Genomic DNA, 21,969 nt, shown 5'->3' with positions numbered 1-21,969 from the left:
TCCCTATCGGTATCCTTCTTCGGAAACCGAATGCAACGCGATCGGATCCAGGATTTCGATCCGGTTCCTGTGCCCGATAATCAGTCCTTCCTGTTTTAGACTTCTCAGTTCTCGGACCACCACTTCCCGTACCGTTCCGATCGAGTCCGCGAGATTCTGTTGCGACAAGATCACCGATAGAAAAGGAGGATTTTCTCCGCTCGTAGCGTTCACTAACAGATGGCGCGCGAGCCTTTGCCTAACCCCGGTAAAACTTACACCGTACAATTCCCGTAACGCGGCGTATGTTCTTCTAGCGCATTCTTTCGCGAATGCCCAGGCGAGTTCCGGGGAACGCTTCCCGTATTTTCGCAAATCCTCGAACGAAAGCGCCAAGATTTCGGAATCGGTCAAGGCCTGGACAAAAGTCTCTTCCGGCTCTCCGATCTTCTCCTCCTCGCTTAAGGCGCCTACGATTCCCATCATATCTCCCCTCTTCGTATAACGGACCGTGATTTGCCTCCCTGATTCCGCAAACAGATACATCCTGAAAAAACCGGAAACGACGAGCCCCGCATATTCCGGATCGCCGACTTTTCTTTCCACAATCTGTCCCGCTTTGAATCTTACGGAAAAACCTCTTTCAACCAACGGTAGATACGTTTGCTTTTCCAAAGAGGAAAAGATGCTCGATTCCAAAGCTTGCAGAACTTCTTTCGGAAATTTCATTCTGTTTCACGTTCCTTTTCGTATTTTTTCCGAACCGATGGAACAAAAGTCCCAGGCGATTTTCGGAAGCCCGTGTATCTTACATTCGTGTGGATCGGAAATCAGTAAATTCCGAACCACAGAGGTTTCAAATGTCGAACGGTTTTCAAAAGAAAGTAGGGAGTACATTGGTCCTTGCTTGTCTATTCAGTTCAAATTGCTTTTTGGCGGCTCCGATGAAAAAGGAAGCCGACGTCTGGAGTCGTCCCAAATCCGATCGAAAATTCGGAAATTGGGAAGAAGTTTTTTCCCGGCCGACCCGCTTGGAAGTCACCGCCTTCCTAACCGGATATGTGTTCACTGGTCCTTCCATATTGATCGATCGTGAAAATCCCAAAACGCCGGAAGACCAGAAACGGGAACAATGGGTGCCCGCTTTGAGCTATCTTGTAAAACATCCGGAAAACGGGTATTTTCTTCTGGATTCCGGAGTACCGGGCGTCGACTCCGAAAATCGTTGCGATTTCAGTCTGATAGGACCTTTGTTCAATGCCCCGTGTCGTTCCGAAAAAGGAAGGGATTCCGCAGGCCAGCTGGAAGCATTAAAAATTTCGAATCAACAGTTGAATTTCGTCCTGGTATCCCATCTGCATTGGGACCATATAGGAGGAATGGAGGCGCTTAGAAAAAGAGGACCGGTACGGGTATTGATTTCCGAAGAGGAAGCCAAGGACGCAAGTCGCGCTTTCGGAGTTTTTCACGGATATTCTTCGAAGGCCCTTTCCTTCGATTTCGATCTCTCTATCCTAAAAAAGGATCAGTTCTTCGAAATGCCGATTTTAGGTTCCGTTCACGATCTTTATGGAGACGGATCCGTCTGGATTATCTCCGCCCATGGACACACGGAGGGGGAACTTGCCGTCCTTTTAAACGCCTCGAGCGGACCCATTTTGTTCACGTTCGATTCCTCCCACCTAAAAGCGGGATTCGAAAACGAAATCCCTCCGGGGGCTACGGTGGATAAGAAAAAGAGCGTGGATATCATAAGTAGAATGAATCTATTCTCCAAGACCTTTCGGAAAGTACGGGTCGTCTACGGACACGAACCCACCCAATGGAAAAAGGAGCCGACGATCAGCCTGGCAAAATGAGAATTTCGGAATCGAACTAACGTATCTTAGGGGGAAGAAGATTCTTTGGATCCTTCTCCCAATTTTTCCTCCAGATATTGATGGATTTCCGGATCATTGTCCTCTATCAATTGCCAAAAAGAGAATCCCCTAATTTTATATTTTTCTAATATATTCATCTTTTTCTCGAAGGACGTCCGATTCATGTAGAAAGCCGCACGATCGCAGCCTCCCGACCTGTACCATAAGGAAGGGTCGGTATAAACATGACCTTCATGACGGTACAGATAAGGGCGAAGGTAGATCCAATCTCCCGCCTTCGCCTGGGTTTGATAGATTTTGATTACGTCCGTCGGCTGTTCCATCCTCGGATTCCAATGTTCCCGGATAAACTTCGCTCGGGAATAATACACGGACTTGGAAGGAAGATCGCAATTCAGAGGCCAGTCGTATCCGTACGTAGGAATCGCCATATAAAGTTTATTCGCGGGAATTCTCTCCACGGCGTATTGCAGGATCTTATCGATCCACCAATCCGGCGCTTGCGGACCGGGACCGGGAAATCCGTTTTTCCTAGGATGCAATTCGTACGCCATAATCTTGATCTTGTCCGCGGTCCGACCTAAAAATTCGTAGTCGTGGGTCAACTGGCCGCGATACGCTTCGAAATAATCGACTTCGATCGGAGCTTTGAGACCCGAGCAAGCAAAGCGTGTCTTTTGTTCCGCGACCGTTTTAGGATGAATGGAAACCGAAAGCAGTTTCTTTCTTTTGTGTAGCTCCTCTTTGAGGAGAGCCAAAAATTCCTCGAAGGCTTCCTTCTTTTCGCAGGTCATTCCCTCGTAATCTATATCAATTCCGTCGTACCCGTATTTCTCCACTTCGCTTAAAATATTTCGAATATGAAAATCCCGGACTTTTACGTTTCCTGCCAAGCCGATCGCGTCGGATATCTTTTCGAAATCGTTTTCCCAGCGAAAAATCGTGGGAATGATCAACGTATTCGGAGAGACGAGCCGGAACCACATCATTCTTTCGGAGATTTCCTCCGGTTTCCATACCGATAAGATTCGCCCGGTATTGTTCCGTCCGCCTTCCAAATTGTATAAAAACGGATGCAGCTCGTCATAGAGACGTATGTATTTGAGCATGGCCCAAAAATCCTGAGACCAAGTCGAAGCGTAAATCCTCGTTTCATTCGCTTTTTCGACTCTTTCGTTTCCCTTCCCCCCTCCTCTCTCGCGGAGAAAGAAGAGCCAGCCCGCAAATAGTAAAAACAAGAAGAAAGCGAAAAAGGTGAATAGCCTACGTGTAAAGATCCGTTCCAAGAGAAAGTTATTGTTTTTGAAAAAACCTTACAGAGGCAACAAGAAAGGGAGGCCTTAGCTCAAAAACTGTCTGTTATTTAGCTGTATGACTTTAGGCGAGGTTTTTCCATGAATAGCACGATGGAAACCTCCAAGGACCTTGCGCTTGTTACCTTGGAAAGTCATAGGCCCTCCAAGGGAGAATCCTTACTTAAAAGCGAGATGCGGTTTCTAAAAATCGGAATCGTCGGTATTCTGAAAGTACGGAAAAACTATTTGACAGCAAAATTATTTAATAAAATTATTCAATATTTCTAATATCTACATAACAATTAAAGGGGATGAATTAAAATGCTCGGTAAAAAAAGAATATTTCTATTTATTTTTCTATCCTTTGCCATATCATGCGTATCCAATAGGATCGTTCGTGAGATCAACGTACCCAATTCGTCTTCCGAAAAGATTTCGGGAAAAATTGCTTTAGCTACTGTTCAATTAAAAAGCCCAGCTGCGATCGTTGCTGATGGAAATTATCGTATTTTCATTTATTTGAATCATTCGTAGAATGCTTTGTTTAGCGGAATTAAGAAAGAATTCCTGATGGAGCCAAACGAAGAATGATTAAGGCTCCAATAAAATGATTGGCGCATGGAGGCAAAAGAGCCCAGGGTCAAAATATTCCCCAGTTTCCAGTCAATCTCACCGCTAAGAATCCCCTCGGCAGGTAACTGAAAGTCATCTACCTAATATTAGGTTCTTATAATCTTACATTCTTGCACGGATCACAGATTCGAACGAATTGCTTGGACCGTTTCTAGCTCCATCCTGCTGATCCTTTTCTAAATTAAGTAGGGAATATAGTTGGCCCTAAGTTCAGGCTAATAAGGAAAGATGTTGGTCTTGGACACAAAGGAAAATGAAAAATATTTTTCGGAAATAACCGAACTGGATTTTTGCTTCGTTCGATCGGTCAATGTTAGCGGCAAGGGAAGGATTCGACATTCTAACCAAAGCTATAAGCTCTTGAGCAACCTATTCCGAACGAACCCAATCTCTAAAATAGAACAAATCATGGGGGTAGAATCTTTCTAATGGTTGATATTTTAGATCAAAATCAAGCAATTCAACTGATAAAGTATCAGTAAAAAATTTTCTAAATTGGTTGAATATTTTTTGCCCCTATCTTTCTGTGGCTTTACGGTGCCAATCCGGACATCTTTATGCCTTTACCGGATATTTGAATAAGAGTTCGGAAAAGCGCCGTTGAAAAACGAAGTATCGATTCGAAAGAAACGATCGGGAGCAACAATGTTCGTAGCGCGCGGCCTTCTTTTACTCTTATTCCTAATTTTCTCCCGATGTTCCGGTGGCGGCGGCGGTGGAATGAATCCTTTGATCTTTCTTCTGATGGGAAGCTCCGGTTCGAAAATAGGAAGTATCGGAACGGGAGCCCCGAGAAATGTTCTTGTGAACTGGCAGGCCAATCGTGAGAAATCCGTAAATTCGACAGGTGGCGGTTATAAAGCCTGCTATGGAATCAACCCTTCTTACCAAGCGGCAACCGCTGTTTGCTCCACGGTTCCTTATGCAAGCGGAGCTACAGCTCCGACTTCCGCCACTCTCTCCATTCCGAGCGGAAGCCAAGTTTACATCTATGTTTTAGGATACTCTTCCCTAAATCCGAACGGAACCCCGGCGGCGACTCCCACGACCGTTCAAGTAAATTAAGTCTTTAGGGATTTTCAAAAGGTTTGAATATGAATAGTAAAAATCGCGCTTTCCTCGGTACCCTTCTCTTACTCGTTCTAGGACTTTTCTTTGTCGCTCAAAAGACCATTCCTAAATTGATCGATCGAGCCAAAAAACCCAAATATGTTCCGGGCGAAGTCATCGTTCGGTTCAAATCCGGAGTCTCCGCTAGTGCAATGGCCGTCCAGAAAGGAGGCAAGCTCCTTTCCAATCTCGGCCACGCGAGAACCGCACATATACAACTTCCTCAGAACCAATCCGTCGAAGACGCGGTCGCAGCTTGGCAAAACGATCCGAACGTGGAATTTGCCGAACCGAATTACATCTACCAAACCCAATCTCCGAACGACTCTTCGTACGGCAGCTTGTGGGGACTCAAGAACACCGCCCAAACTCTAACCGCAGGAAGCGCAGTAACTCCGGAATTTTACACGGATACTGTCGGAAACCCGACGGCAAATCCGGGAACGTCTGGCAAAGACATCAGCGCGGAGTCCGCATGGACCCTCCAAACTGACTGTAGCTCCGTGATCGTTGCTGTGGTGGATACCGGAATCAATTACAATCACCAGGATTTAGTGAACGAAATGTGGAGTCCGAGCGGCTCCTGTTTGGATGAAAACGGCGGAACCGCCACCACAGGAGGGTCCTGTCCTCATCACGGATGGAACTACGCGGGAACCAGAACCGCGAACGACCCGATGGATTATACCGGCCATGGGACCCACGTCGCGGGAACCATAGGAGCCCAAGGAAACAATAGCCTAGGAACCACCGGTGTCTGCCAAACGAGCAAATTGATGGCGGTCCGAGTCTTGGACGAAACCGGATCCGGTTCGACTTCGAATATCATCAACGGAATTAATTTTGCGGTCAACAACGGAGCCAAGATCATCAACATGAGTCTCGGAGGAGCGGGATACAGCGCCTCCTTCTATTCCGCCATCCAGAACGCCCAAAACCACGACGTTGTAGTAGTCGTTGCGGCAGGCAACTCCGGACTAAACCATGCAGTGACCTCAAACGCAACCTACCCTTGCGATTACGGCCTCCCGAACCTGGTCTGCGTGGCAGCGTTAGATCAAAATTATAATATTACGAATTTCTCAGATTATAATACTGCAGGTTCCTCATCTACGGTCGCCGTAGGCGCTCCCGGGGCGAATATCCTGAGCACCTGGCCGGGAAATGGCGCGGTGTTCTCCCAATCGACTGCCTCCCAGGATTTCTCCACTTGGACGACCAGCGGAACGGATTGGAGAGTCAAGAGCTGCACGGTAGGAGGAAAAACATATTCCAATCTACTAATGTTCAATTCCTCGGTGGATACTTCCGATGCTTGTAACTTCTGGTCCGGCGCTTCCTATTACCGGGAAACCTCCACCGGAAATAGCCTCTACAAGACGTTTACCCTACCGTTCACTCCCGTGGCAGTCACGTTAAACCTGGACTATTTCGAATCCTTACTTGCGGGCGACTACTTCAACATCTACGCGGGAACGAACAGCGGTTCCTTTCCGGCCACTCTAGTCCAAGCGAACAACGGAATTACGGGAATGGATCCGGAAAATCCTACTTACAATATCTCTTCCACTTGCACCACTACGACCTGTACGATCGGACTGAATTTCACTTCTTCCGGGAATCAAACGTACTCTTGCACTGGAGGATGTGGAACCTTCGGTTTAGGAATCGGATTGGATTACTATAGCTTGAACGTACTCGGAAACGACACGACTCATTACAGCATTTTAAACGGGACGTCCATGGCATCTCCTCACGTCGCCGGAATTGCAGCCTTGGCAAGAGCGTACAACACGAAGTATACCTATGCGGATACGGTTAACGCCATCCTATACGGTGGAATCTCAAACTCCTCACTGCAGGGAAAAACGAAGACCGGAAATTCCGCGAATGCGTACGGAACCCTGACCTACATCAATGCTCCGAGTGGAATTACGGCGACGGTACAATAACCCACGGTTTTATACACGGGCTTTCTTCTTTTTTCGAAGGAAGTCCGCGGAACTAGGGAGAGATCCCCTGTTTTTTCAGAATGTCCAGAGCGGTTTGTCTCAAAAGCGGGTGCACCGTAAAATCTTCCGGATCTAGAGTCTTGGCCTGGGTCTGAGGAAGTTTGAACTTGTCCTGCCCGATCCATTCGGAGAGTGCCCATAACATACGTTGGAAAATTTCGTCGATTCTCTTTTGAGATCCCGCTTTTTTATAATATCCGTAAGCGAGAATCGGGAGTTTTTTCTCGAACATGAAATAATCCCCTAAGCGGATGAGCCCGTCCTTATATTCCGTCTTCAAAAAGCATTCCCGGGCCCTCCGGATATCCCCTTCGTTAAAGGCCTGGTTGCCTTCTCGTATGAGTTCCATCCGCTCTTTCGAATCCATACTTAGAATATCGTCCGAAAAAAAAGTTTCGCAATCGATTTTTCCTCGGCTTTCCGTGCCCGGAGAGGATCCTGGGGGGAAACGCCTGCCGACGAAAACGGTCCCGCAGGCAGAAATAGGGATACGAGAATCGAATGAACGAACTGAAAGAGGGCGGCAAAGCCCCCGCCTTTACGGGAACCGACGAGTCCGGACAAAAAAAGGACCTCAAAAGCTTGATGGGGGAAAAAGGATTAGTACTGTATTTTTATCCTAGAGATCTGACTCCCGGATGCACGACGGAGGCCTGCGATTTTCGGGACAATTTTTCCCGGATGAAAAAGCAAGGGTTCCAAGTCGTAGGAGTCTCCAAGGATTCGCTCAAGTCCCACCAGAAATTCATTGAAAAGCAGGAACTCAACTTTACTTTGATTTCCGACGAAGACGGAAGTATCTGCGAAAAATACGGGGTCTGGCAACTCAAGAAATTCATGGGTCGAGAATCGATGGGAATCGTAAGGACCACCTTTCTGATCGGACCCGACCTGAAGATCCTGAAAATCTATCCGAAGGTAAGCGTAAAAGGACACGTGGACCAGATATTAACCGACATTAAAGCGTTGGAGAAAAAATGAAATTAGAGAAATCCAAGATACAGTTTTCGATCGGAAAAAACCCGTCCAAGAATTTCTATAAAATCGTTCTCGTGGCCAAAGACCACCTGCCCAAGGAACTGGAAACGAAATTCCCAGACCAAATCAAATCCTTTATCTTCGCGGGGGAACCGGGGCAATCTCTGACGGACGAACCGGACCGGACGATTTACCTAGGCGTGGGGGAAGCCGCAAAAGCGAGCATCCGCGGAGTGGCCCAGTACTTCTTTTCCTTCGGAGAAAAACTCCGGAAATGGGATGGGGTAGGATTGGAAATCAAAGTCCCTCGCTTTCTCACAAAAAATCTTTCTCCTACCGGACTTGTTTATCAGATCGCGAATTCCGTGGATCTAGGCGCATTTCCCTTAAACGTACTGACGAAGGACTTTAAGGAAAAGAAACCGAAATTCGGCCCAGTGACCTTCCTCATCGAAGATCCAGGTGCGGAAAAAGCAGCCGCCCAAGGGCTGGAAAAATCCAAGGCGGTGAGCAAGTACGTCAACGGTTGCAGGTTTATCTCCCACCTCCCCGCGAATCATTTCACTCCCGAGGAATTCGTTTCCCGCTCCAAAGAGATCGCGAAGGAAAACGGCCTGAAGATCACCGTCTTTGACGAACCCCAACTGAAGAAGGAAAAAATGGGAGGAATCTTGGCGGTTTCCCAAGGCTCCGACAAAAAACCGAAAATGATCCTTCTGGAATACCATCCGACCAAACCGAAGACGAAAAAGAAACTGGCCTTGATCGGAAAGGGGCTCACCTTCGATTCGGGAGGAATCAGCATCAAACCGGCCCAGGACATGCACGAAATGAAATATGATATGTGCGGAGCCGCTGCGGTCATCCACGCCATCGGAGCCATTTCCGAGCTTGGCTTGGGCGTTCCGGTGATCGCCGCAATCGGTGTCGCGGAAAACATGCCGGACGCAGCCGCGGTAAAACCGGGAGACGTTTATACCGCTCATAACGGTCTGACCGTGGAAGTCCAAAATACGGACGCGGAAGGACGCCTGGTCCTAGGCGACGTGCTCTCCTATGTGGGAAAAAAATTCAAACCGGACTACATGGTGGACTTGGCTACCTTAACCGGAGCCATCATCATTTCCCTCGGTCATGAAGCCGCAGGGGTCATGAGCAACTCCGAAAAACTCCGGGAGCTCATCGACGAAGCGTCTCTTAGTTCCGAGGAAAGAACCTGGAACCTTCCTCTTTGGGACGAATATGGAGAAGACCTCAAAAGCGATATCGCCGACTTGCGAAACGTCGCCGGACGTCCGGGAGGAAGTCTTTCCGCAGGAAAATACCTGGAACGCTTCGTGGATTCCGGAATCGAATGGGCCCATATCGACATAGCCGGAACCGCTTGGAGAAAAAAAGCCTCCGGGACACAAATCGGCAACGGCCCCAGCGGATACGGAGTCCGTTTGCTCGTAGACCTAGTGGAAAAACTAGAAAAACAAAAGTAGAACAAATTTTAAATCTGGGCGAAAATCCGATTTCGCTCAGATTCCCTTCCCCCTTCACGGAACTTCCTCCTCCATACAGGAAATTAAAGTAAAACCGACCTGCAGTCTATTTTTAAAAATCCGCTTGCCCTATAGTGCGGTGCAAAAAGAATGGTCCTTGAATAGTGCGACGCACCATTCAAGGACGTTCATTTATGAACCAGCCTAAGATTCGAAAACGACACATTTTCATTGCAGCCCTGCCCCTGCTCTACCAATCACTGGTGGCGCCGATTGCAGGATCCCTCACCGAAAGCTGGAGCGCCAGAAAGACGAAAAACGAGGCCCAGTATGTAAGAGATTACATTCTGGAGCAAAGGCCTTCCATCCCCGTCGCCGAATTGGATCGATTGACCAAGACCGTATTGCTCGAAAGTGCGAAAATCAAGGATTCCGCCTGCGGAATGAGCTGCGCAGAAGGGGAAAAAATCGGCCTACTGCTCGGACTCATCCGAGTGGAATCCGAATTTCACAAAAAAGCCCGGTCCAAGAAAAACGCAAGGGGCTATATGCAAGTCATGCCGGCTACCGGAGCCTGGATCGGTTCCCAAGAAGGCCGGAAAATACGGGAATCCGAACTCTTCGAAACGGAAGTGAACCTCTCCCTCGGAGTTGCCTACCTGAACCACCTTCTAGACAGCCTAGACGGAGATGTCCGGAAAGCCTTACTCGCCTACAACGCCGGTCCGGCCGCCGTTAAAAAATGGGGCGGGGTGAAACAATATGCGGAAGACGTATTTACCTTTCAGTCGGAATACATGGGCTTCCGCGGACGTTAACACCGACATTCTTACATCCAATCAATGCATTTCCGGAGGAGTTGGGAAGTTTCCTCCGGAGTTCCGTGGAAGGGATTTCCGTGACCCGGTAAAACCCATTCAAAGGAAAGTCCTGCCAGGGATTCCATGGATATTTTCTGTTCTTCCCAAGAATACCAACAAACCCCTCGAAACGCGATCAAACGTTTTCTCATAGGGTCATACGCCAAGTGATCTCCCGTAAATAAAAAGGAATTCGAATACAGAAGGACGGTATGACCCTTGGTGTGTCCGGGAGTCGGAAAAACGGTGAGATCTTCCGCGAATCGGAACGGATCCCTTCCGGCGATCGTGATTTCCGGATTGCCCACTGCCCCGGCGTCGTCCTCGTGAATGATCCGTTCGCATCCGAAATCCTGGTGAAATTTCTCGTGATCCGCAACGTCGTCCCGGTGCGTAAGATAATGGTATCTGATTCCTCCCAAGGACCGGATTTTTTCCGCAAGAGAAGGAACGTACCTGGGCGAATCTACGAGCACATTTCCCTCGGGTCGAAGGATCAGATAGGAAAAGGCTCCGAAAGAAGACTTGGAATGATAACCGCAGTGATAAACGTTTCCGTGAATCCTTGCCGGAAAGGAATCCTTTACGGAAGTCAGATCGTCCCGCTCCATCGTCCCGATAGAAGTCGTAGGACAGGAGACGAGGGCCTGCAATGCCCGAAAGGACTCCTCCGAATTCGAAGGTTGGTTCCGGACATAGGACGCTCCGCCCTTTTCGGAAAAAACTTCCGGGGCCAAAATCCTACAGGTCTCGCAATCGATACAGGAGGAATCCACGTAAAAATTTCCCGGAACGTTTTCCGATCTTCTTTTCGTTAGGCTTGCCATATCTCTTAGACTGAGACCGGACATTGATCGGAAATGGAAACGCCGCAACCTGGAATCCGGCGGAATCTAGGAAAAAATCCTATCGTACCCAGTCTCCCGAATTAAAATATTTATCTTCAAGAGCTTTTAGATCTCCCTTTCTCTTCAATTCCGAGATAAAAAATTCGAAATTTCTCAAATAGACCAAATCCGATTTGGGCAGTAAGGCCGCGATATGATCCTCTTGTACCGCCTCCAACAAAGGACGATAGCTGGACGCGATCGAAGGCTGCAGTAGAAGAATTCCCTTGATATGGTACGCTTCCGCCACCAAGCAATTCGCCGTACCTTCCCGCACCGCCTTCCAAGCCCCGTCCAAACTACCATAGGTGAAAATTCTGGAATTCGGAAACGTACGCAGTAGGTATTCATGGCTTCCGGAAAAAGCGCGCACCGCAAAACTCACTCCGTTCAAATCGCCTAGGTCCTTAATACTTCTGAAATATTGCGTAGTAATAATATTCCCTTCCGGCGGAGGAGGAAGAACCGATTTTCGAACCAGTGCCGAAGGTGTGGAAACCAGATACGGTTTACTGAGCTGAATCACTTTAGAGCGTTCTAAAGTGGTAGTTACTCCCGACAGAGCCAAATCCGCCTCTCCTTTCTGAACCGCTTCCGCAAAATCCTCGAACTCCGGTTTGGGAATAAAAACGTATTTTACTCCTAAAAAATCGGCATATCTCTTTCCCAATTCGGCATCGAATCCTGGAAAACCCTCTTTGGGGTTGTCTATGTAAAAAGGAGCAAAGGTCCGATTTCCGGTGACCCGTAATTCGCCTCGTTTCTGAATGTCCTGCAATCTGGAATTGGAAAAATCGCCCTGCGCAGTCAAAGAGACCGAGAAGAGAAACAAAAAAAGGGAACCGACGAAGCAAAACGGTTTAGAAAGATAGAAACTCATTCCGGAAAGGAACCCGCTTTTTCCGAACATTCTAATTCCGATTGCGTCCTTGCACAAGGGAAAAACGTTTTCCGCAAACGATCAGTCTACCTGCAACTCGGGTAGATTCGCGAAGGATTCCAGGCATTCCGGATTTGCGAGAGCGTCCTTATTCGGCACTGTCTCTCCCTGGACGGTTCTTTTCACCGCAATCTCCACCTTCTTCATATTTCTAGTATAGGGAATATCGGAGACCGCCAGGATTTTTGCCGGAACATGACGCGGAGAAACCTTCTCCTTGATCTCCTTTCTTATAAAAGTTTCGAATTCACCGGTAAGCGCCTTACCAGGAACCATTTTCAGGAATAGAATCACCCGTACGTCGTCCTTCCAGTCCTGACCGATTACGACCGAATCCGCAATTTCGCTGATCGTCTCCAGCAGAGTATACAGATCCGCCGTTCCGATCCTGACTCCTCCCGGATTCAAAGTCGCGTCGGATCGCCCGTAGACGACCATTCCGCCTTCATCGGTGATCTCCGCGAAATCCCCGTGACGCCAAACCTCCGGGAATACGTCGAAATAAGCGGAACCGTATTTTTTGCCGTCGGGATCGTTCCAGAATTCCAAAGGCATGGAAGGAAAAGGCTCCGTGCAAACCAATTCGCCCTTCCCCTTCTCCATAGGCTTACCCGTATCATCGAAAATTTTAACGGACATACCGAGACCAATGCACTGCAATTCCCCGGCGTATACAGGTAAATTAGGATTTCCTAATGCAAAACATCCGTTCAAATCCGTTCCTCCGGAAATGGAGGAAAGTCTCAGGTCCTTTTTCCAGGATTCGTAAACGTATCGAAACCCGTAAGCCGGCAGAGGCGAACCGGTGGAAAGCACCGCACGTAATCCGGAAAGATCCTGCGTCGGTCGAAATCCCTCCTTTTCCAGACTTAAAATGTATTTTGCGCCGACTCCGAAAATATCCGTCCGCAACTCGGACATCATCCGAAACAAAACTCCAGGATCCGGATAAAACGGGTTTCCGTCGAAAAGTTGGATCGTCGCTCCGATGGAAAGGGAACTTACCAACCAATTCCACATCATCCAGCCGCAGGTAGTGTAATAAAAAATACGATCATCGGGCTGAAGACCGGTATGCAAGGCCAGTTCCTTCCAATGATTCAAAAAAACCCCGGGTCCTTGTACCATACATTTCGGCAACCCGGTGGTCCCGGAAGAGTACATGATATAAACCGGATGATCGAAGGGCAATTGTTCGAATCTAGGTTCGGTTCCTGGAAAACTACGTTCCGCGTCCGCCAAAGAGATCGATATGGGCGGGAAGTCGTGCATTTTAGGGGAATTCGAAGCGACTTCGACGGAAGGATACTCCGACACAAGAACGGTTTTTAGGTCGGGAAGCTCCTTGGTAATTTCCTGAACGATTCCTGCTAAAGGAAGACTCTTTCCCTTGAATTCGTAACGGTCGGTAGTCACGAGAACCTTCGGGCGAATCTGGCCGAAACGGTCCAAAACCCCTTTTGCACCGAAATCCGGGGAACAGGAGGACCAGACTGCTCCGATCGAAGTCGTCGCCAACATGGAAACCACGGTATCAGGAACGTTCGGCATCAGACCGGCGACCCGATCTCCCGGCGACACTCCTAGGGCCCGAAGATAAGCCGCCAGAGAACCTACACGGCTCCTGAGTTCGGAGAAAGGCACTTTCGCTCTAGCTCCGCTTTCCCCGATGTATTGAATGGCAATGCCTTCGTCTTTCCTTCGCAAAAGATTTTCCGCAAAGTTCAACCTTGCTCCAGGAAAAAAACGGGATTCGCGGAACGTCCTTCCTCTGTGGAAGACTTCCTCGTACGGTTTGGAATGGAGAACGGGCGCATACTCCCAGAGCAATTCCCAAAAGCGAGGAAACTCTTTCACGGACCAGGAATGCAAACTCCGATAGTCCGCGAATTTGCTTCCGACTTTTTCCTCCACGAAGGATTGGAAGTGGGTCATTCGAGAGATCCGAATTTGCTCCGGATCCGGTTGCCAAAGCGGTCGATTCATCTTAGGCATTGAATGCTTGAGAAAAATCCCGACAAGGTCAACAGGAATTTAGTTGAGCAACCAAGGTGAAAATCATAAGTATGTGACGTGGACCATTCCTCACCCGACTTTTGGATCCGTTTCGACCTTCCTACGATCCTGTTTTTAGCTGCGAGTATCCTGTATGCCGGCCACGGTTTTCTGCACCAGTTGATCGTCGGAGGAGCGATTTCCGCGTTCCAACATCCGGACGAAAGACAATCCAGATTGATTTTGATGATTTGGATCGCTACCGGCGGATTCATGAGTTTTTTAGGACTCTTGCCCACCACGTTAATTCTACTTTTCGGTGCGGACCCGGCTCCCGTAAAGGCTGCACTTTGGACGAATTTCATCGCGTTGGGCTTTCTGGCCTTTCATTCGATCGTGTGCGGAATCCAATATCTTCCAAAGCCTCTGCGCATCGGTTTTTATTTCACCTCCGCGTTTGCCGTCTGCCACTTATTGTTTTTGGTTACGTACGGGAAATTCTAAACGAATCGGAAAACTTCCGATCAACCTTCCGAAGGTTCGAAAAAAGCCAGGTTCTCGGGACCTTCATGGATCACGATCCGATCCACTCTTCCCGAGGACGCGTGTACGCTATCTTTGATGTGATGGTAGAACCATCTGGCCATATTCTCGGAAGTGGGATTCGTACGGATAAAATCGGCATGCTGGTTGATCAGGATATGGTCCAGCTCGGATACCAGTTCCCGCAGCCTCTTTTTGGAGGTCAGAAAATCGAAACTAATGCCATCCTCCCCGATATTCCGTTTTCCGGAAAGATAGACTTCCACCTTAAAGGAATGCCCGTGAATCGGCTCATCCGAACCGTCCTGGAAGTATTTGTATAAAAAATGAGAGGATTCGAATCTTTCTTCGATCCTGATATAGAACTTGCCCGTTTCCTGAAAAAACATGGTATTGACTAAGGATCCGGGAGTCTATATATTGGAAGGAAACCCGTACTAATAGGAGAATTTCCGTATGTCGGAAGCGGTCAAGCCAAGATTTTATAAGGAAATGACGGTGGGAGAAGCAATCGCTCTCCATCCGGAAGCAGGTCTCGTATTTTCCAGCTACCATTTGGGAGGCTGTTCCCACTGCTCGATCAACGAATTGGAAACCATCGAACAGGTTTGCATGGGCTATGGCGTAGAAGTGGAAGTGCTGATCGAAAGCCTGAACAATTTACTCGAAGACGAGGAATAAATCTCCGGAATGTGGCGGCCCCGCCGCTTCGCTCCGGTCACGCTACTCCGGGCTGCGCTATCGCTTCGGTCGCGGCCTTTCCATCTGTCTCTCACAAATAGCCTTCCGTCCCCGCGACTGCTTCGCACCCTACGTATCGTTGCCGCGTCCTGCCAAAGAACTTCTTCTCTAAATTTCAAATTCACCTATATACGAGTCCGAGGAACTGCGCATAGGGATTCTAAGATCTCCCGGACTCCGTTGGACCAAATCCCTGGATCGTCCTCCGGAGAAAGCGGCCTCTGTTCAACAACATGTGCATTCATCGCGCGGAGAGTTTCTGCCAGAGATCGGAGGGCGAAGGTTCCGCGAGACCGGATGGCATAAGCGTTCGTAATCCCGACAGGTTTGTCTACAAGCTCTCCGGAGCCGACCACCCAATCCAAAGCGTTCTTCAAAACTCCGGGAACCCCATGCCCGTATTCGGGACAGGCAAAAATCAGAGCGTCCGCCGCTTGCAGATGGTTACGCCAATCTCCGAGATGTTTCGAACTCTTCTGCAATTCCACTTCCCGGTCCGGAGAAAAGGGAGGAAGCAGATCTAAATCGGAGAAGATTTCCAAGTTAAAGTGTTCCCGGCCGAGCACTCCGATCGTTTTCAATAATTTCGTATTCGTGGAATTTTTCCGGAGACTACCGGAAACGCCGAGCAAGTTGATTTTCATGAAAATTAGACTTAGGAAGGGGCCGTCTCGCCGAGCCGGCGGAACGATCTTCTAGAGACTTCTATTCCTCTTCCGGAATATAATAATATCGAACCCCGGCTTTCCGGAAATATTTCTGAATTCCCGCCTGTCCAATCGTGTCTTCCACTTTCTTCAGTCGACGCTGAAACGTATCTTCCGGAATCCGAAACGTATCTCCCAAAGAATCGTATCTAAAAAATCGAAGTCCTTTGTTATGCCGGATCATCAAAAGATTGCCCGGTTCCGACTCCCAATTTTTCTCCTCTTCCCAGGAAAAATAAATCGAACGCCCCGGAAAGATCGGATATTTCTTTCCTTCGTACAATACTTTCTCTTTCGATCTGTCGATGTTTCGAAAGATCTTCTTCGGGCCGCTTTTCACGATAAAGAAAACGGTACCGCACCGAAACGTGAGAAATAGAGGAATTCCGGAAAAGGTAAAACCTTCGATACTCGGCGCTTGCTCTAAAGAACGATTTAAGGTAGAAGCCTCCGCGATTCTTTCCAGTTTGGCCCGCATCGATTCGTCCAGAAAATCCACCAGATCGTTTTTTCGGATTTTATCCAATTGGCGGTACAGGATGTCGAACTCCCTCTTTTCGTACGCCTTATTCCTGACAAAACCGTCCAACTGTCTCTTTAGATTGACGAGTCTTGCGCGGAAATACGGGGCATCGCTACGGGAAGCGATCGTAAACATCTCCTCCCAAAGAGATTCGAGTTCCCGAACTTCCGTATTTCGATCGAACGTGCTTTTTTCCACCTCTTCCAGGATATATCGGAATTTGCGCTTAAGATCGAATAGAAACCTTGAATCTTTGACTCGTTCCATAATTAGTTCGCATGTTTTCTCATCTTAATGGAAAGGATAATACCCGCCGCCGTCATGGACATGATCAAGTGGGAACCGCCATAACTCATAAAGGACAATGGAATTCCGGTCACCGGCATCAAACCGATCACGATCCCGATATTGATCGCCATGTGATAAAACAGCAAGGCCACGATCCCTGATGCAAGGAGGGAACCGAACCTGTCCTTACTTTCGTAACTGATCTGTAGTCCGCGAAGCGGAATGGAAAACAGAAAAAACAAAAGGAATACGGAACCGATAAAGCCCGTCTGCTCCGCCCAAGAAGCGAAAATAAAATCCGTACTGGATTCCGGAACGTGAGGGATCTTCCCTTCCGTCATCTCCGCGTTCAAAAAACCTTTTCCCACCAGCTTACCGGAACCTACGGCAGGTTTCGAAGCTCTGAGTTGGTACCCTGCTCCCTGCTTGAATTCGTCCGGATTCAAAAATGCGGTCAAACGAATGACCTGATTCTCCCGGAAAGGAACCGTCTTCATCACTACCACGGCGGATAAGATGCTAATCCCCACGATTCCAAGCGGTATATAATAAGTGCGTAATGTTCTTGCTCCCCTGGCGATCCTAAGCAAAATCATGGTCACGCTCAAGGCTATCAAAGTGATCCCCATCCCGATCAGCAATGTCTGATTGGAAAAAAGTTTAAATACGAAACTTGCCTCCAGATCGGTGACCTGATCCACCGCCTCCCGCAAAGAAGCCAAGGTTTTTGGGGTAAGATTCGCTCCGGGGATTTCCTTTCCGTCCAAGACCTGCCAGACCTTACCCCCGAGACGGTTTACGATGGACAATAGGTCCGTTTTTCCTGTCTTTTGCAGAAAGGCCGCTATGTCGTTCAAAAGAGTCAGCCTGGAGTATTCGACGTACATAGGAATCAGAAGAGAAACTCCTCCTAAGGTCAAAAACGAACTGATATGCAGGTAGTCCGCTCCTCCCAGAAACAGCATCGTAAAAAGGATAGGAAGAAAAGACACCGCTGTCCCGAAGTCCGGTTGAAGTAAAATCAAGGCCATGGGCACGAGCACGATGACGAACGGAAGAATCAAAACCGTGATTTTCTTCATTTCTTTTTCGCGCAGCACCAGATATTGCCCCAAAAGGATCACCGTGGAAAGTTTGGCGAACTCGGAGGCCTGGATTCCGACCGGTCCTATCTTAAGCCAAGACCGGGCTCCTCTTCCCGAAGGAAGATATCCGATTCCCGGTATCAAAGTAAGGACAAGAAGAAAGATTACAAATAAATAAATTACTAACGCGTAAGCCCCGATCAATTGATAGTTTACTCTGGAGAGGAACCACATCACGGCCAGACCTACGACGAAATACAAAAATTGTCTTGCCCATTTGTGTCCGAAAAGACCGACCCCTTGGTCGTCGAAATTGTATTCCTGGGAGTACAGGGTCAGGATACTGCAAAGAACGACGATCACTACGGAGATTACGAGAAAATAATCGATTCGGTCGATGGATCTATCTGACATCATTGGATTTCTCCGGAAGTACCGGAGCCCCAGGCTCCGGAGATTCTATTACCCGTTTAAAACTACCCGGAGGAAAGGCGGCTCGAAACATTTCGCGCGCAACGGGGGCCGCTCCTGCAGCCCCTCCGATTCCGTATTCCACGAAGACCGCGACCAATACCTGTTCGCTTACCGGAGCACTGGCCGGAGCATACCCGATAAACCAGGCGTGATTGGACCCGGAGGCTCCGCGACGTCTGGTCTGTGCGGTTCCAGTCTTACCCGCGATATCCGGCAACCCTGGTTTGTTCAAAACGTACGCCGCAGTTCCGCTTTTTACCACCAAGCGCAAACCGGCCTTAATCGCCTCTACGGTCGAAGGCTGGATGGGAATATCCCGAAGCAACTGGGGCTCCGTGCGATTGATGATGGAATTATCGACGGGATCCCTGATTTCGCTTACGATATAAGGCTGATAGATCTGTCCTCGATTCAATAATCCTGCATAAAACAAGGCCATACCCAGGGGGGTAACGGACATGAACCCTTGGCCGATGGAAAGATTGATCGTATCTCCGTCGAACCATTTCGTTCCATAGGTTCTCTTTTTCCATGCTGAAGAAGGTACAAAGCCCTGCTTCTCATCCGGCAGATCGATATTCGTCTTATTATCCAATCCGAAAAGTCTGGAATAGGTGAGGATCGGATCCGATCCCAACTTATAACCTAAATTATAAAAATAAACGGAACAGGACTTTTGCAATGCGTGGGCCAGATCGTTTGTTCCGTGCCCTCCCTTTTCCCAACAAAGAAAAATCTGGTCGGGAACCCCCGCAAACGTCGACTTTAGAACGAAACTACCGTTGCAACTATAAGTGGTCTCAGGAGTATAATCCACCTTATGCCCGCTTTCCAAAGCAGCCAAAGCCACCAAAGTCTTGTAAGTGGAAGCCGGAGGAAACTTCGACTGGATGGATAAGTTTAAGAAACCTCCGTTCCCATCCACTCTCCGGTAATGGGAGGTTCTCTCGGAACGATTCTTTCCCGAAAGCACGTTGGGATCGAAACTGGGGTTCGAGGCCATCGCCAGAACCTCTCCCGTGGCCGGACGGATTGCAATGGCAGTACCTCTGGCGCCCTTCAGAGCTTTGTAAGCCGCAATTTGAATGTCCTTATCGATGGTAAGAATTAAATTATTTCCTGGAGTCGAATGCTCTACGACTCTCTCTTCCTCGATATTTCCTTCGGAACTTCTCTTTTGGATTCGGAAACCGTCCGTTCCGCGGAGACGTTCGTCGTATTCCAATTCCAAACCGCTTTTTCCGAGCCATTGGTAGGATTTAATTTCGCGAGTCAAAAGGTCCGCTTTGGAAGGCTTCCCGATATATCCGGTCACATGCGCCAACGCCGGCCCCATTTTGTAGATCCTACGGGGAGAAGGAACCAGAACCACGTATTTGGAGACTGTATCGAATACCGAGATCCGTTCTTGTTGTGCTTTGCTGATCGCTTCCAAAAGAACGAACGGCTTTTTGGATTTGATGTTCTTGGAGAATCTCGGTTCGATCAGATCCTCTTCGTAATAGGACATGGGAATGGAAAGCGTTCTCGCAAATTCATGCAAAAACTTCCGAACCCTAGAAGGATCGTATTTCAAAAGAGAAGTATTTAATACGGCATCCAAACTGGAATAATTCGAGACCAAAGCCATCGAGGTTTCCGGAGTCAGAAAGTTCCGGTCGAACATTTCTCCCCGAGCGGCCGGAATCGTTTCGCTCTTACGAACGAACTTTTCCGCCTTTAAGGAGTTGTCCGTTCCTTGGACGATTTGCAGATTAAAAAGCTGGATCACGAAGGCGGCAAGGGTAAAAACCACGAATCCGGAAAACAAGTACAAGCGGACGCGAAAGCTACGCTCTAGTTTGAATTCTGTGGATGTGGGAGATCCTCCAAGCACTTAAGCCTCCACTTGTTCCAGTCTGTACAGCTTTCCGAGTAAATAAAAGAACAACGGCGCGATGATCGCGTTGTAAATCGAAGTACTGAAGATAGAATAGCTTAAATTCTCGTGAAAGAAAAGCGAAAATAGGAAATAGGTCGCAACCCTTGTAACGAGAGTGATCACCAAAGAATACAGGGTAATCGAAAGATAATTTTCGTGATATGCGGACCGGGCAAACTTTCCGATGAGATACCCCATCAAGCAGAACGTCAGGGAATGTAGACCGATTTTATAGGTCATGACGTTTCCTACGATCTCTCCCCCCAAGCCGGAATCGGAGAGTAGGCCTCCGAAAAATCCGATCCACAGACCGGCCAGGGCTCCCTTTCTGAGTGCAAAAAAGAGAACGAATAGCACCATAAAATCCGGCTTATTTCCCCAAATTTCCAGGGTATTGGTACCGTTTAGAAAGTGGGAGATAAAGATACCGGCAGCGATGACGACGTATTCGAGGATCATTCCGTCTGCTCCTCGTCCGAGAATCCGGGACCTTTGTCGGATTTAGGTTGCCCTTGTTTTTTATTCTGAGGAATAGGAGGAGTGATGCCCGGATTCGTCGGAGTTTTCGGCTCCCTTTCCTCCTTCGGATAATTCAATTCCCCGAAATACGGATTCTCGATATTGATATTCTGCCCTTCGGGCCAGGTTTCGGCCCATTTCTCGGGAAGTTTCATCAAGATGGTTACGGATTCCAGTAGTTCGAAACGTACGAACGGTTTCAGAAACGCGGTCTTAAAACTTCCGTTGCGAGGTCCTTCTTCGGTGATGATTCCGACAGGAATTCCCGGGGGAAATACTCCCGAAGAACCGGAGGAATAGACCGCCTTGCCGATTTTACTCAAGGACTCCGTATATTGGATCATCTCTGTGGGACCCATCGGATAATCTCCAAAAACCCTCGGATCGATCACGATACCGCTATCGATATAATTCATCAGAGCTTCGGTCCCTCTTCCGGAATTTCCCGAAAGGTTGGCCCAAAGATTGCTGTCCGGAATGGAAACACCCATGTTGAAGTTGGAATTGACCAAAGGCTGGACGACCGCCGAACCTCCGGTGACCGCGATCACCTTTCCGACTAACGCTTCTATGATTTCTCCCTTTTGGTCCACCGTCCTGGCGGTGACCGGCATGTACGGTTTGATCCCTGCCTCGGAACCCTTGTCAATGATGATGGTTCTATAAATGGAATTCAAGCGGACGGAAAGAACTTCCGCCTTTACGTTCGGATATTTTTGACGGGTATTAAAACGGAGTTCCCTCCGTAACGTTTCGTTTTCCCGACCGAGACGATCCAAATCCTGGGGAAGAAGTTTGTAATCGTCCATTGCCGCGACGCAGGCGTCCCTTTCCTGTCTCACGGTTTCGAAAGATTCCAATTTGGTATAGGCGCCTTTAAAGAAGGAACCGATTCCGTCTATGGAACCGGAGACTGTGTCCCCTACCCGTTGGAAACTTGCGATCCCTCGAACCAGTACGTTACTCTTAAACGTAAGAGAAAGAAGAGAAAATACGATGCAAAAGATTAGGGAAACCGCTTCCTTACTCTTGCTGACTTGGATCCAAAGCATAAACGATCTAGGTTAGGAATTCGCGGTCGTCAACGTTCGCTCGAAAGCGCTCGATTCGAA

The 21,969-nt window shown here is 48.4% G+C and carries 21 protein-coding genes; 8 read left to right on the top strand and 13 right to left on the bottom strand.

The annotated features are described in order from the left end of the window. Nucleotides 1-3: 3 nt before the first annotated feature. Nucleotides 4-708: a Crp/Fnr family transcriptional regulator gene (locus tag EHO60_RS09840; protein ID WP_135767918.1), complete on the bottom strand. Its 705-nt coding sequence runs from the start codon at nt 706-708 to the stop codon at nt 4-6. 131 nt (nt 709-839) lie between these two features. Here EHO60_RS09840 and EHO60_RS09835 point away from each other — a divergent pair, with 131 nt between their 5' ends. Then, nucleotides 840-1,838 (top strand): MBL fold metallo-hydrolase, encoded by a 999-nt coding sequence (locus EHO60_RS09835; RefSeq protein ID WP_135767917.1) that lies wholly within the window; start codon nt 840-842, stop codon nt 1,836-1,838. A gap of 26 nt (nt 1,839-1,864) precedes the next feature. On the opposite strand, the gene EHO60_RS09830 is transcribed toward EHO60_RS09835, so the two are convergent. After that, nucleotides 1,865-3,145: a glycosyl hydrolase family 18 protein gene (locus EHO60_RS09830; RefSeq protein WP_210409332.1), complete on the bottom strand. Its 1,281-nt coding sequence runs from the start codon at nt 3,143-3,145 to the stop codon at nt 1,865-1,867. A gap of 1,362 nt (nt 3,146-4,507) precedes the next feature. On the opposite strand from EHO60_RS09830, the gene EHO60_RS09825 reads away from it, so the two are divergent. Next, on the top strand, nt 4,508-4,852 hold the full coding sequence (locus tag EHO60_RS09825; protein WP_246028226.1) for a hypothetical protein: 345 nt from the start codon (nt 4,508-4,510) through the stop codon (nt 4,850-4,852). A gap of 29 nt (nt 4,853-4,881) precedes the next feature. After that, a complete protein-coding gene (locus EHO60_RS09820; protein ID WP_135767915.1) occupies nt 4,882-6,849 on the top strand; it encodes a S8 family serine peptidase in 1,968 nt (655 codons plus the stop codon). Between the two features lie 52 nt (nt 6,850-6,901). On the opposite strand, the gene EHO60_RS09815 is transcribed toward EHO60_RS09820, so the two are convergent. Next, on the bottom strand, nt 6,902-7,276 hold the full coding sequence (locus EHO60_RS09815) for a hypothetical protein (RefSeq protein ID WP_135767914.1): 375 nt from the start codon (nt 7,274-7,276) through the stop codon (nt 6,902-6,904). Between the two features lie 134 nt (nt 7,277-7,410). On the opposite strand from EHO60_RS09815, the gene bcp reads away from it, so the two are divergent. The 3 genes from bcp (at nt 7,411) to EHO60_RS09800 (ending at nt 10,192) form a co-directional block, all read left to right on the top strand. Further along, on the top strand, nt 7,411-7,890 hold the full coding sequence (bcp, locus tag EHO60_RS09810) for a thioredoxin-dependent thiol peroxidase (RefSeq protein WP_135767913.1): 480 nt from the start codon (nt 7,411-7,413) through the stop codon (nt 7,888-7,890). Continuing rightward, nucleotides 7,887-9,374 (top strand): leucyl aminopeptidase family protein, encoded by a 1,488-nt coding sequence (locus EHO60_RS09805; RefSeq protein WP_135767912.1) that lies wholly within the window; start codon nt 7,887-7,889, stop codon nt 9,372-9,374. The genes bcp and EHO60_RS09805 overlap by 4 nt, the downstream gene beginning before the upstream one ends. A 194-nt stretch (nt 9,375-9,568) precedes the next feature. Beyond that, the gene (locus EHO60_RS09800) at nt 9,569-10,192 is read left to right on the top strand and encodes a lytic transglycosylase domain-containing protein (protein WP_135767911.1); all 624 of its coding nucleotides are present in this window, start codon (nt 9,569-9,571) and stop codon (nt 10,190-10,192) included. An 11-nt stretch (nt 10,193-10,203) separates the two neighbouring features. On the opposite strand, the gene EHO60_RS09795 is transcribed toward EHO60_RS09800, so the two are convergent. The 3 genes from EHO60_RS09795 to EHO60_RS09785 form a co-directional block, all read right to left on the bottom strand. Next, nucleotides 10,204-11,061: an MBL fold metallo-hydrolase gene (locus EHO60_RS09795; protein ID WP_135768038.1), complete on the bottom strand. Its 858-nt coding sequence runs from the start codon at nt 11,059-11,061 to the stop codon at nt 10,204-10,206. Between the two features lie 79 nt (nt 11,062-11,140). After that, the gene (locus EHO60_RS09790) at nt 11,141-12,001 is read right to left on the bottom strand and encodes a substrate-binding periplasmic protein (RefSeq protein WP_135768037.1); all 861 of its coding nucleotides are present in this window, start codon (nt 11,999-12,001) and stop codon (nt 11,141-11,143) included. An 81-nt stretch (nt 12,002-12,082) separates the two neighbouring features. Then, the gene (locus tag EHO60_RS09785; protein WP_135767910.1) at nt 12,083-14,047 is read right to left on the bottom strand and encodes an acetoacetate--CoA ligase; all 1,965 of its coding nucleotides are present in this window, start codon (nt 14,045-14,047) and stop codon (nt 12,083-12,085) included. An 87-nt stretch (nt 14,048-14,134) separates the two neighbouring features. On the opposite strand from EHO60_RS09785, the gene EHO60_RS09780 reads away from it, so the two are divergent. Continuing rightward, nucleotides 14,135-14,560, top strand: coding sequence for a hypothetical protein (locus tag EHO60_RS09780; protein WP_246028224.1), 426 nt, complete (start codon nt 14,135-14,137; stop codon nt 14,558-14,560). Nucleotides 14,561-14,580: 20 nt separating this feature from the next. Here EHO60_RS09780 and EHO60_RS09775 read toward each other — a convergent pair whose 3' ends face one another. Further along, nucleotides 14,581-14,988: a 6-carboxytetrahydropterin synthase gene (locus EHO60_RS09775; protein ID WP_135767909.1), complete on the bottom strand. Its 408-nt coding sequence runs from the start codon at nt 14,986-14,988 to the stop codon at nt 14,581-14,583. 67 nt (nt 14,989-15,055) lie between these two features. On the opposite strand from EHO60_RS09775, the gene EHO60_RS09770 reads away from it, so the two are divergent. Next, nucleotides 15,056-15,280, top strand: a complete 225-nt coding sequence (locus tag EHO60_RS09770; protein ID WP_135767907.1) for a DUF1858 domain-containing protein — start codon at nt 15,056-15,058, stop codon at nt 15,278-15,280. Nucleotides 15,281-15,465: 185 nt separating this feature from the next. Here EHO60_RS09770 and EHO60_RS09765 read toward each other — a convergent pair whose 3' ends face one another. From EHO60_RS09765 to mreC, 6 genes are all read right to left on the bottom strand, one after another. Next, the gene (locus tag EHO60_RS09765) at nt 15,466-15,984 is read right to left on the bottom strand and encodes an NADPH-dependent FMN reductase (RefSeq protein ID WP_135767906.1); all 519 of its coding nucleotides are present in this window, start codon (nt 15,982-15,984) and stop codon (nt 15,466-15,468) included. 61 nt (nt 15,985-16,045) lie between these two features. Further along, nucleotides 16,046-16,837: a hypothetical protein gene (locus EHO60_RS09760; RefSeq protein WP_135767905.1), complete on the bottom strand. Its 792-nt coding sequence runs from the start codon at nt 16,835-16,837 to the stop codon at nt 16,046-16,048. A 2-nt stretch (nt 16,838-16,839) separates the two neighbouring features. Next, nucleotides 16,840-18,360 (bottom strand): rod shape-determining protein RodA, encoded by a 1,521-nt coding sequence (gene rodA, locus EHO60_RS09755; RefSeq protein WP_135767904.1) that lies wholly within the window; start codon nt 18,358-18,360, stop codon nt 16,840-16,842. After that, the gene (gene mrdA, locus EHO60_RS09750; RefSeq protein ID WP_135767903.1) at nt 18,347-20,293 is read right to left on the bottom strand and encodes a penicillin-binding protein 2; all 1,947 of its coding nucleotides are present in this window, start codon (nt 20,291-20,293) and stop codon (nt 18,347-18,349) included. The genes rodA and mrdA overlap by 14 nt, the downstream gene beginning before the upstream one ends. Then, nucleotides 20,294-20,797 (bottom strand): rod shape-determining protein MreD, encoded by a 504-nt coding sequence (mreD, locus tag EHO60_RS09745; protein WP_135767902.1) that lies wholly within the window; start codon nt 20,795-20,797, stop codon nt 20,294-20,296. Further along, complete coding sequence (gene mreC / locus EHO60_RS09740) at nt 20,794-21,909, bottom strand: rod shape-determining protein MreC (protein ID WP_135767901.1); 1,116 nt, start codon at nt 21,907-21,909, stop codon at nt 20,794-20,796. Before mreC ends, mreD begins: the two co-directional genes overlap by 4 nt. Nucleotides 21,910-21,969 lie beyond the last annotated feature (60 nt).

This window comes from Leptospira fletcheri (assembly GCF_004769195.1).
Lineage (GTDB): Bacteria > Spirochaetota > Leptospiria > Leptospirales > Leptospiraceae > Leptospira_B > Leptospira_B fletcheri.
The sequence above is the reverse complement of the archived record's forward strand: the minus strand, read 5'-3'. Positions and strand labels throughout refer to the sequence as shown.

Excerpts from the sequence above, each read along its gene's own strand:
- EHO60_RS09825 (WP_246028226.1), top strand. The coding sequence starts at position 4,508 with ATGAATCCTTTGATCTTTCTTCTGATGGGAAGCTCCGGTTCGAAAATA.
- EHO60_RS09770 (WP_135767907.1), top strand. The coding sequence starts at position 15,056 with ATGTCGGAAGCGGTCAAGCCAAGATTTTATAAGGAAATGACGGTGGGA.
- EHO60_RS09765 (WP_135767906.1), bottom strand. The coding sequence starts at position 15,984 with ATGAAAATCAACTTGCTCGGCGTTTCCGGTAGTCTCCGGAAAAATTCC.
- rodA (WP_135767904.1), bottom strand. The coding sequence starts at position 18,360 with ATGATGTCAGATAGATCCATCGACCGAATCGATTATTTTCTCGTAATC.
- bcp (WP_135767913.1), top strand. The coding sequence starts at position 7,411 with ATGAACGAACTGAAAGAGGGCGGCAAAGCCCCCGCCTTTACGGGAACC.
- mreC (WP_135767901.1), bottom strand. The coding sequence starts at position 21,909 with ATGCTTTGGATCCAAGTCAGCAAGAGTAAGGAAGCGGTTTCCCTAATC.
- EHO60_RS09800 (WP_135767911.1), top strand. The coding sequence starts at position 9,569 with ATGAACCAGCCTAAGATTCGAAAACGACACATTTTCATTGCAGCCCTG.
- EHO60_RS09835 (WP_135767917.1), top strand. The coding sequence starts at position 840 with ATGTCGAACGGTTTTCAAAAGAAAGTAGGGAGTACATTGGTCCTTGCT.
- EHO60_RS09820 (WP_135767915.1), top strand. The coding sequence starts at position 4,882 with ATGAATAGTAAAAATCGCGCTTTCCTCGGTACCCTTCTCTTACTCGTT.
- EHO60_RS09805 (WP_135767912.1), top strand. The coding sequence starts at position 7,887 with ATGAAATTAGAGAAATCCAAGATACAGTTTTCGATCGGAAAAAACCCG.
- EHO60_RS09775 (WP_135767909.1), bottom strand. The coding sequence starts at position 14,988 with ATGTTTTTTCAGGAAACGGGCAAGTTCTATATCAGGATCGAAGAAAGA.
- EHO60_RS09790 (WP_135768037.1), bottom strand. The coding sequence starts at position 12,001 with ATGAGTTTCTATCTTTCTAAACCGTTTTGCTTCGTCGGTTCCCTTTTT.
- mreD (WP_135767902.1), bottom strand. The coding sequence starts at position 20,797 with ATGATCCTCGAATACGTCGTCATCGCTGCCGGTATCTTTATCTCCCAC.
- EHO60_RS09840 (WP_135767918.1), bottom strand. The coding sequence starts at position 708 with ATGAAATTTCCGAAAGAAGTTCTGCAAGCTTTGGAATCGAGCATCTTT.
- EHO60_RS09795 (WP_135768038.1), bottom strand. The coding sequence starts at position 11,061 with ATGGCAAGCCTAACGAAAAGAAGATCGGAAAACGTTCCGGGAAATTTT.
- EHO60_RS09815 (WP_135767914.1), bottom strand. The coding sequence starts at position 7,276 with ATGGATTCGAAAGAGCGGATGGAACTCATACGAGAAGGCAACCAGGCC.
- EHO60_RS09760 (WP_135767905.1), bottom strand. The coding sequence starts at position 16,837 with ATGGAACGAGTCAAAGATTCAAGGTTTCTATTCGATCTTAAGCGCAAA.
- EHO60_RS09785 (WP_135767910.1), bottom strand. The coding sequence starts at position 14,047 with ATGAATCGACCGCTTTGGCAACCGGATCCGGAGCAAATTCGGATCTCT.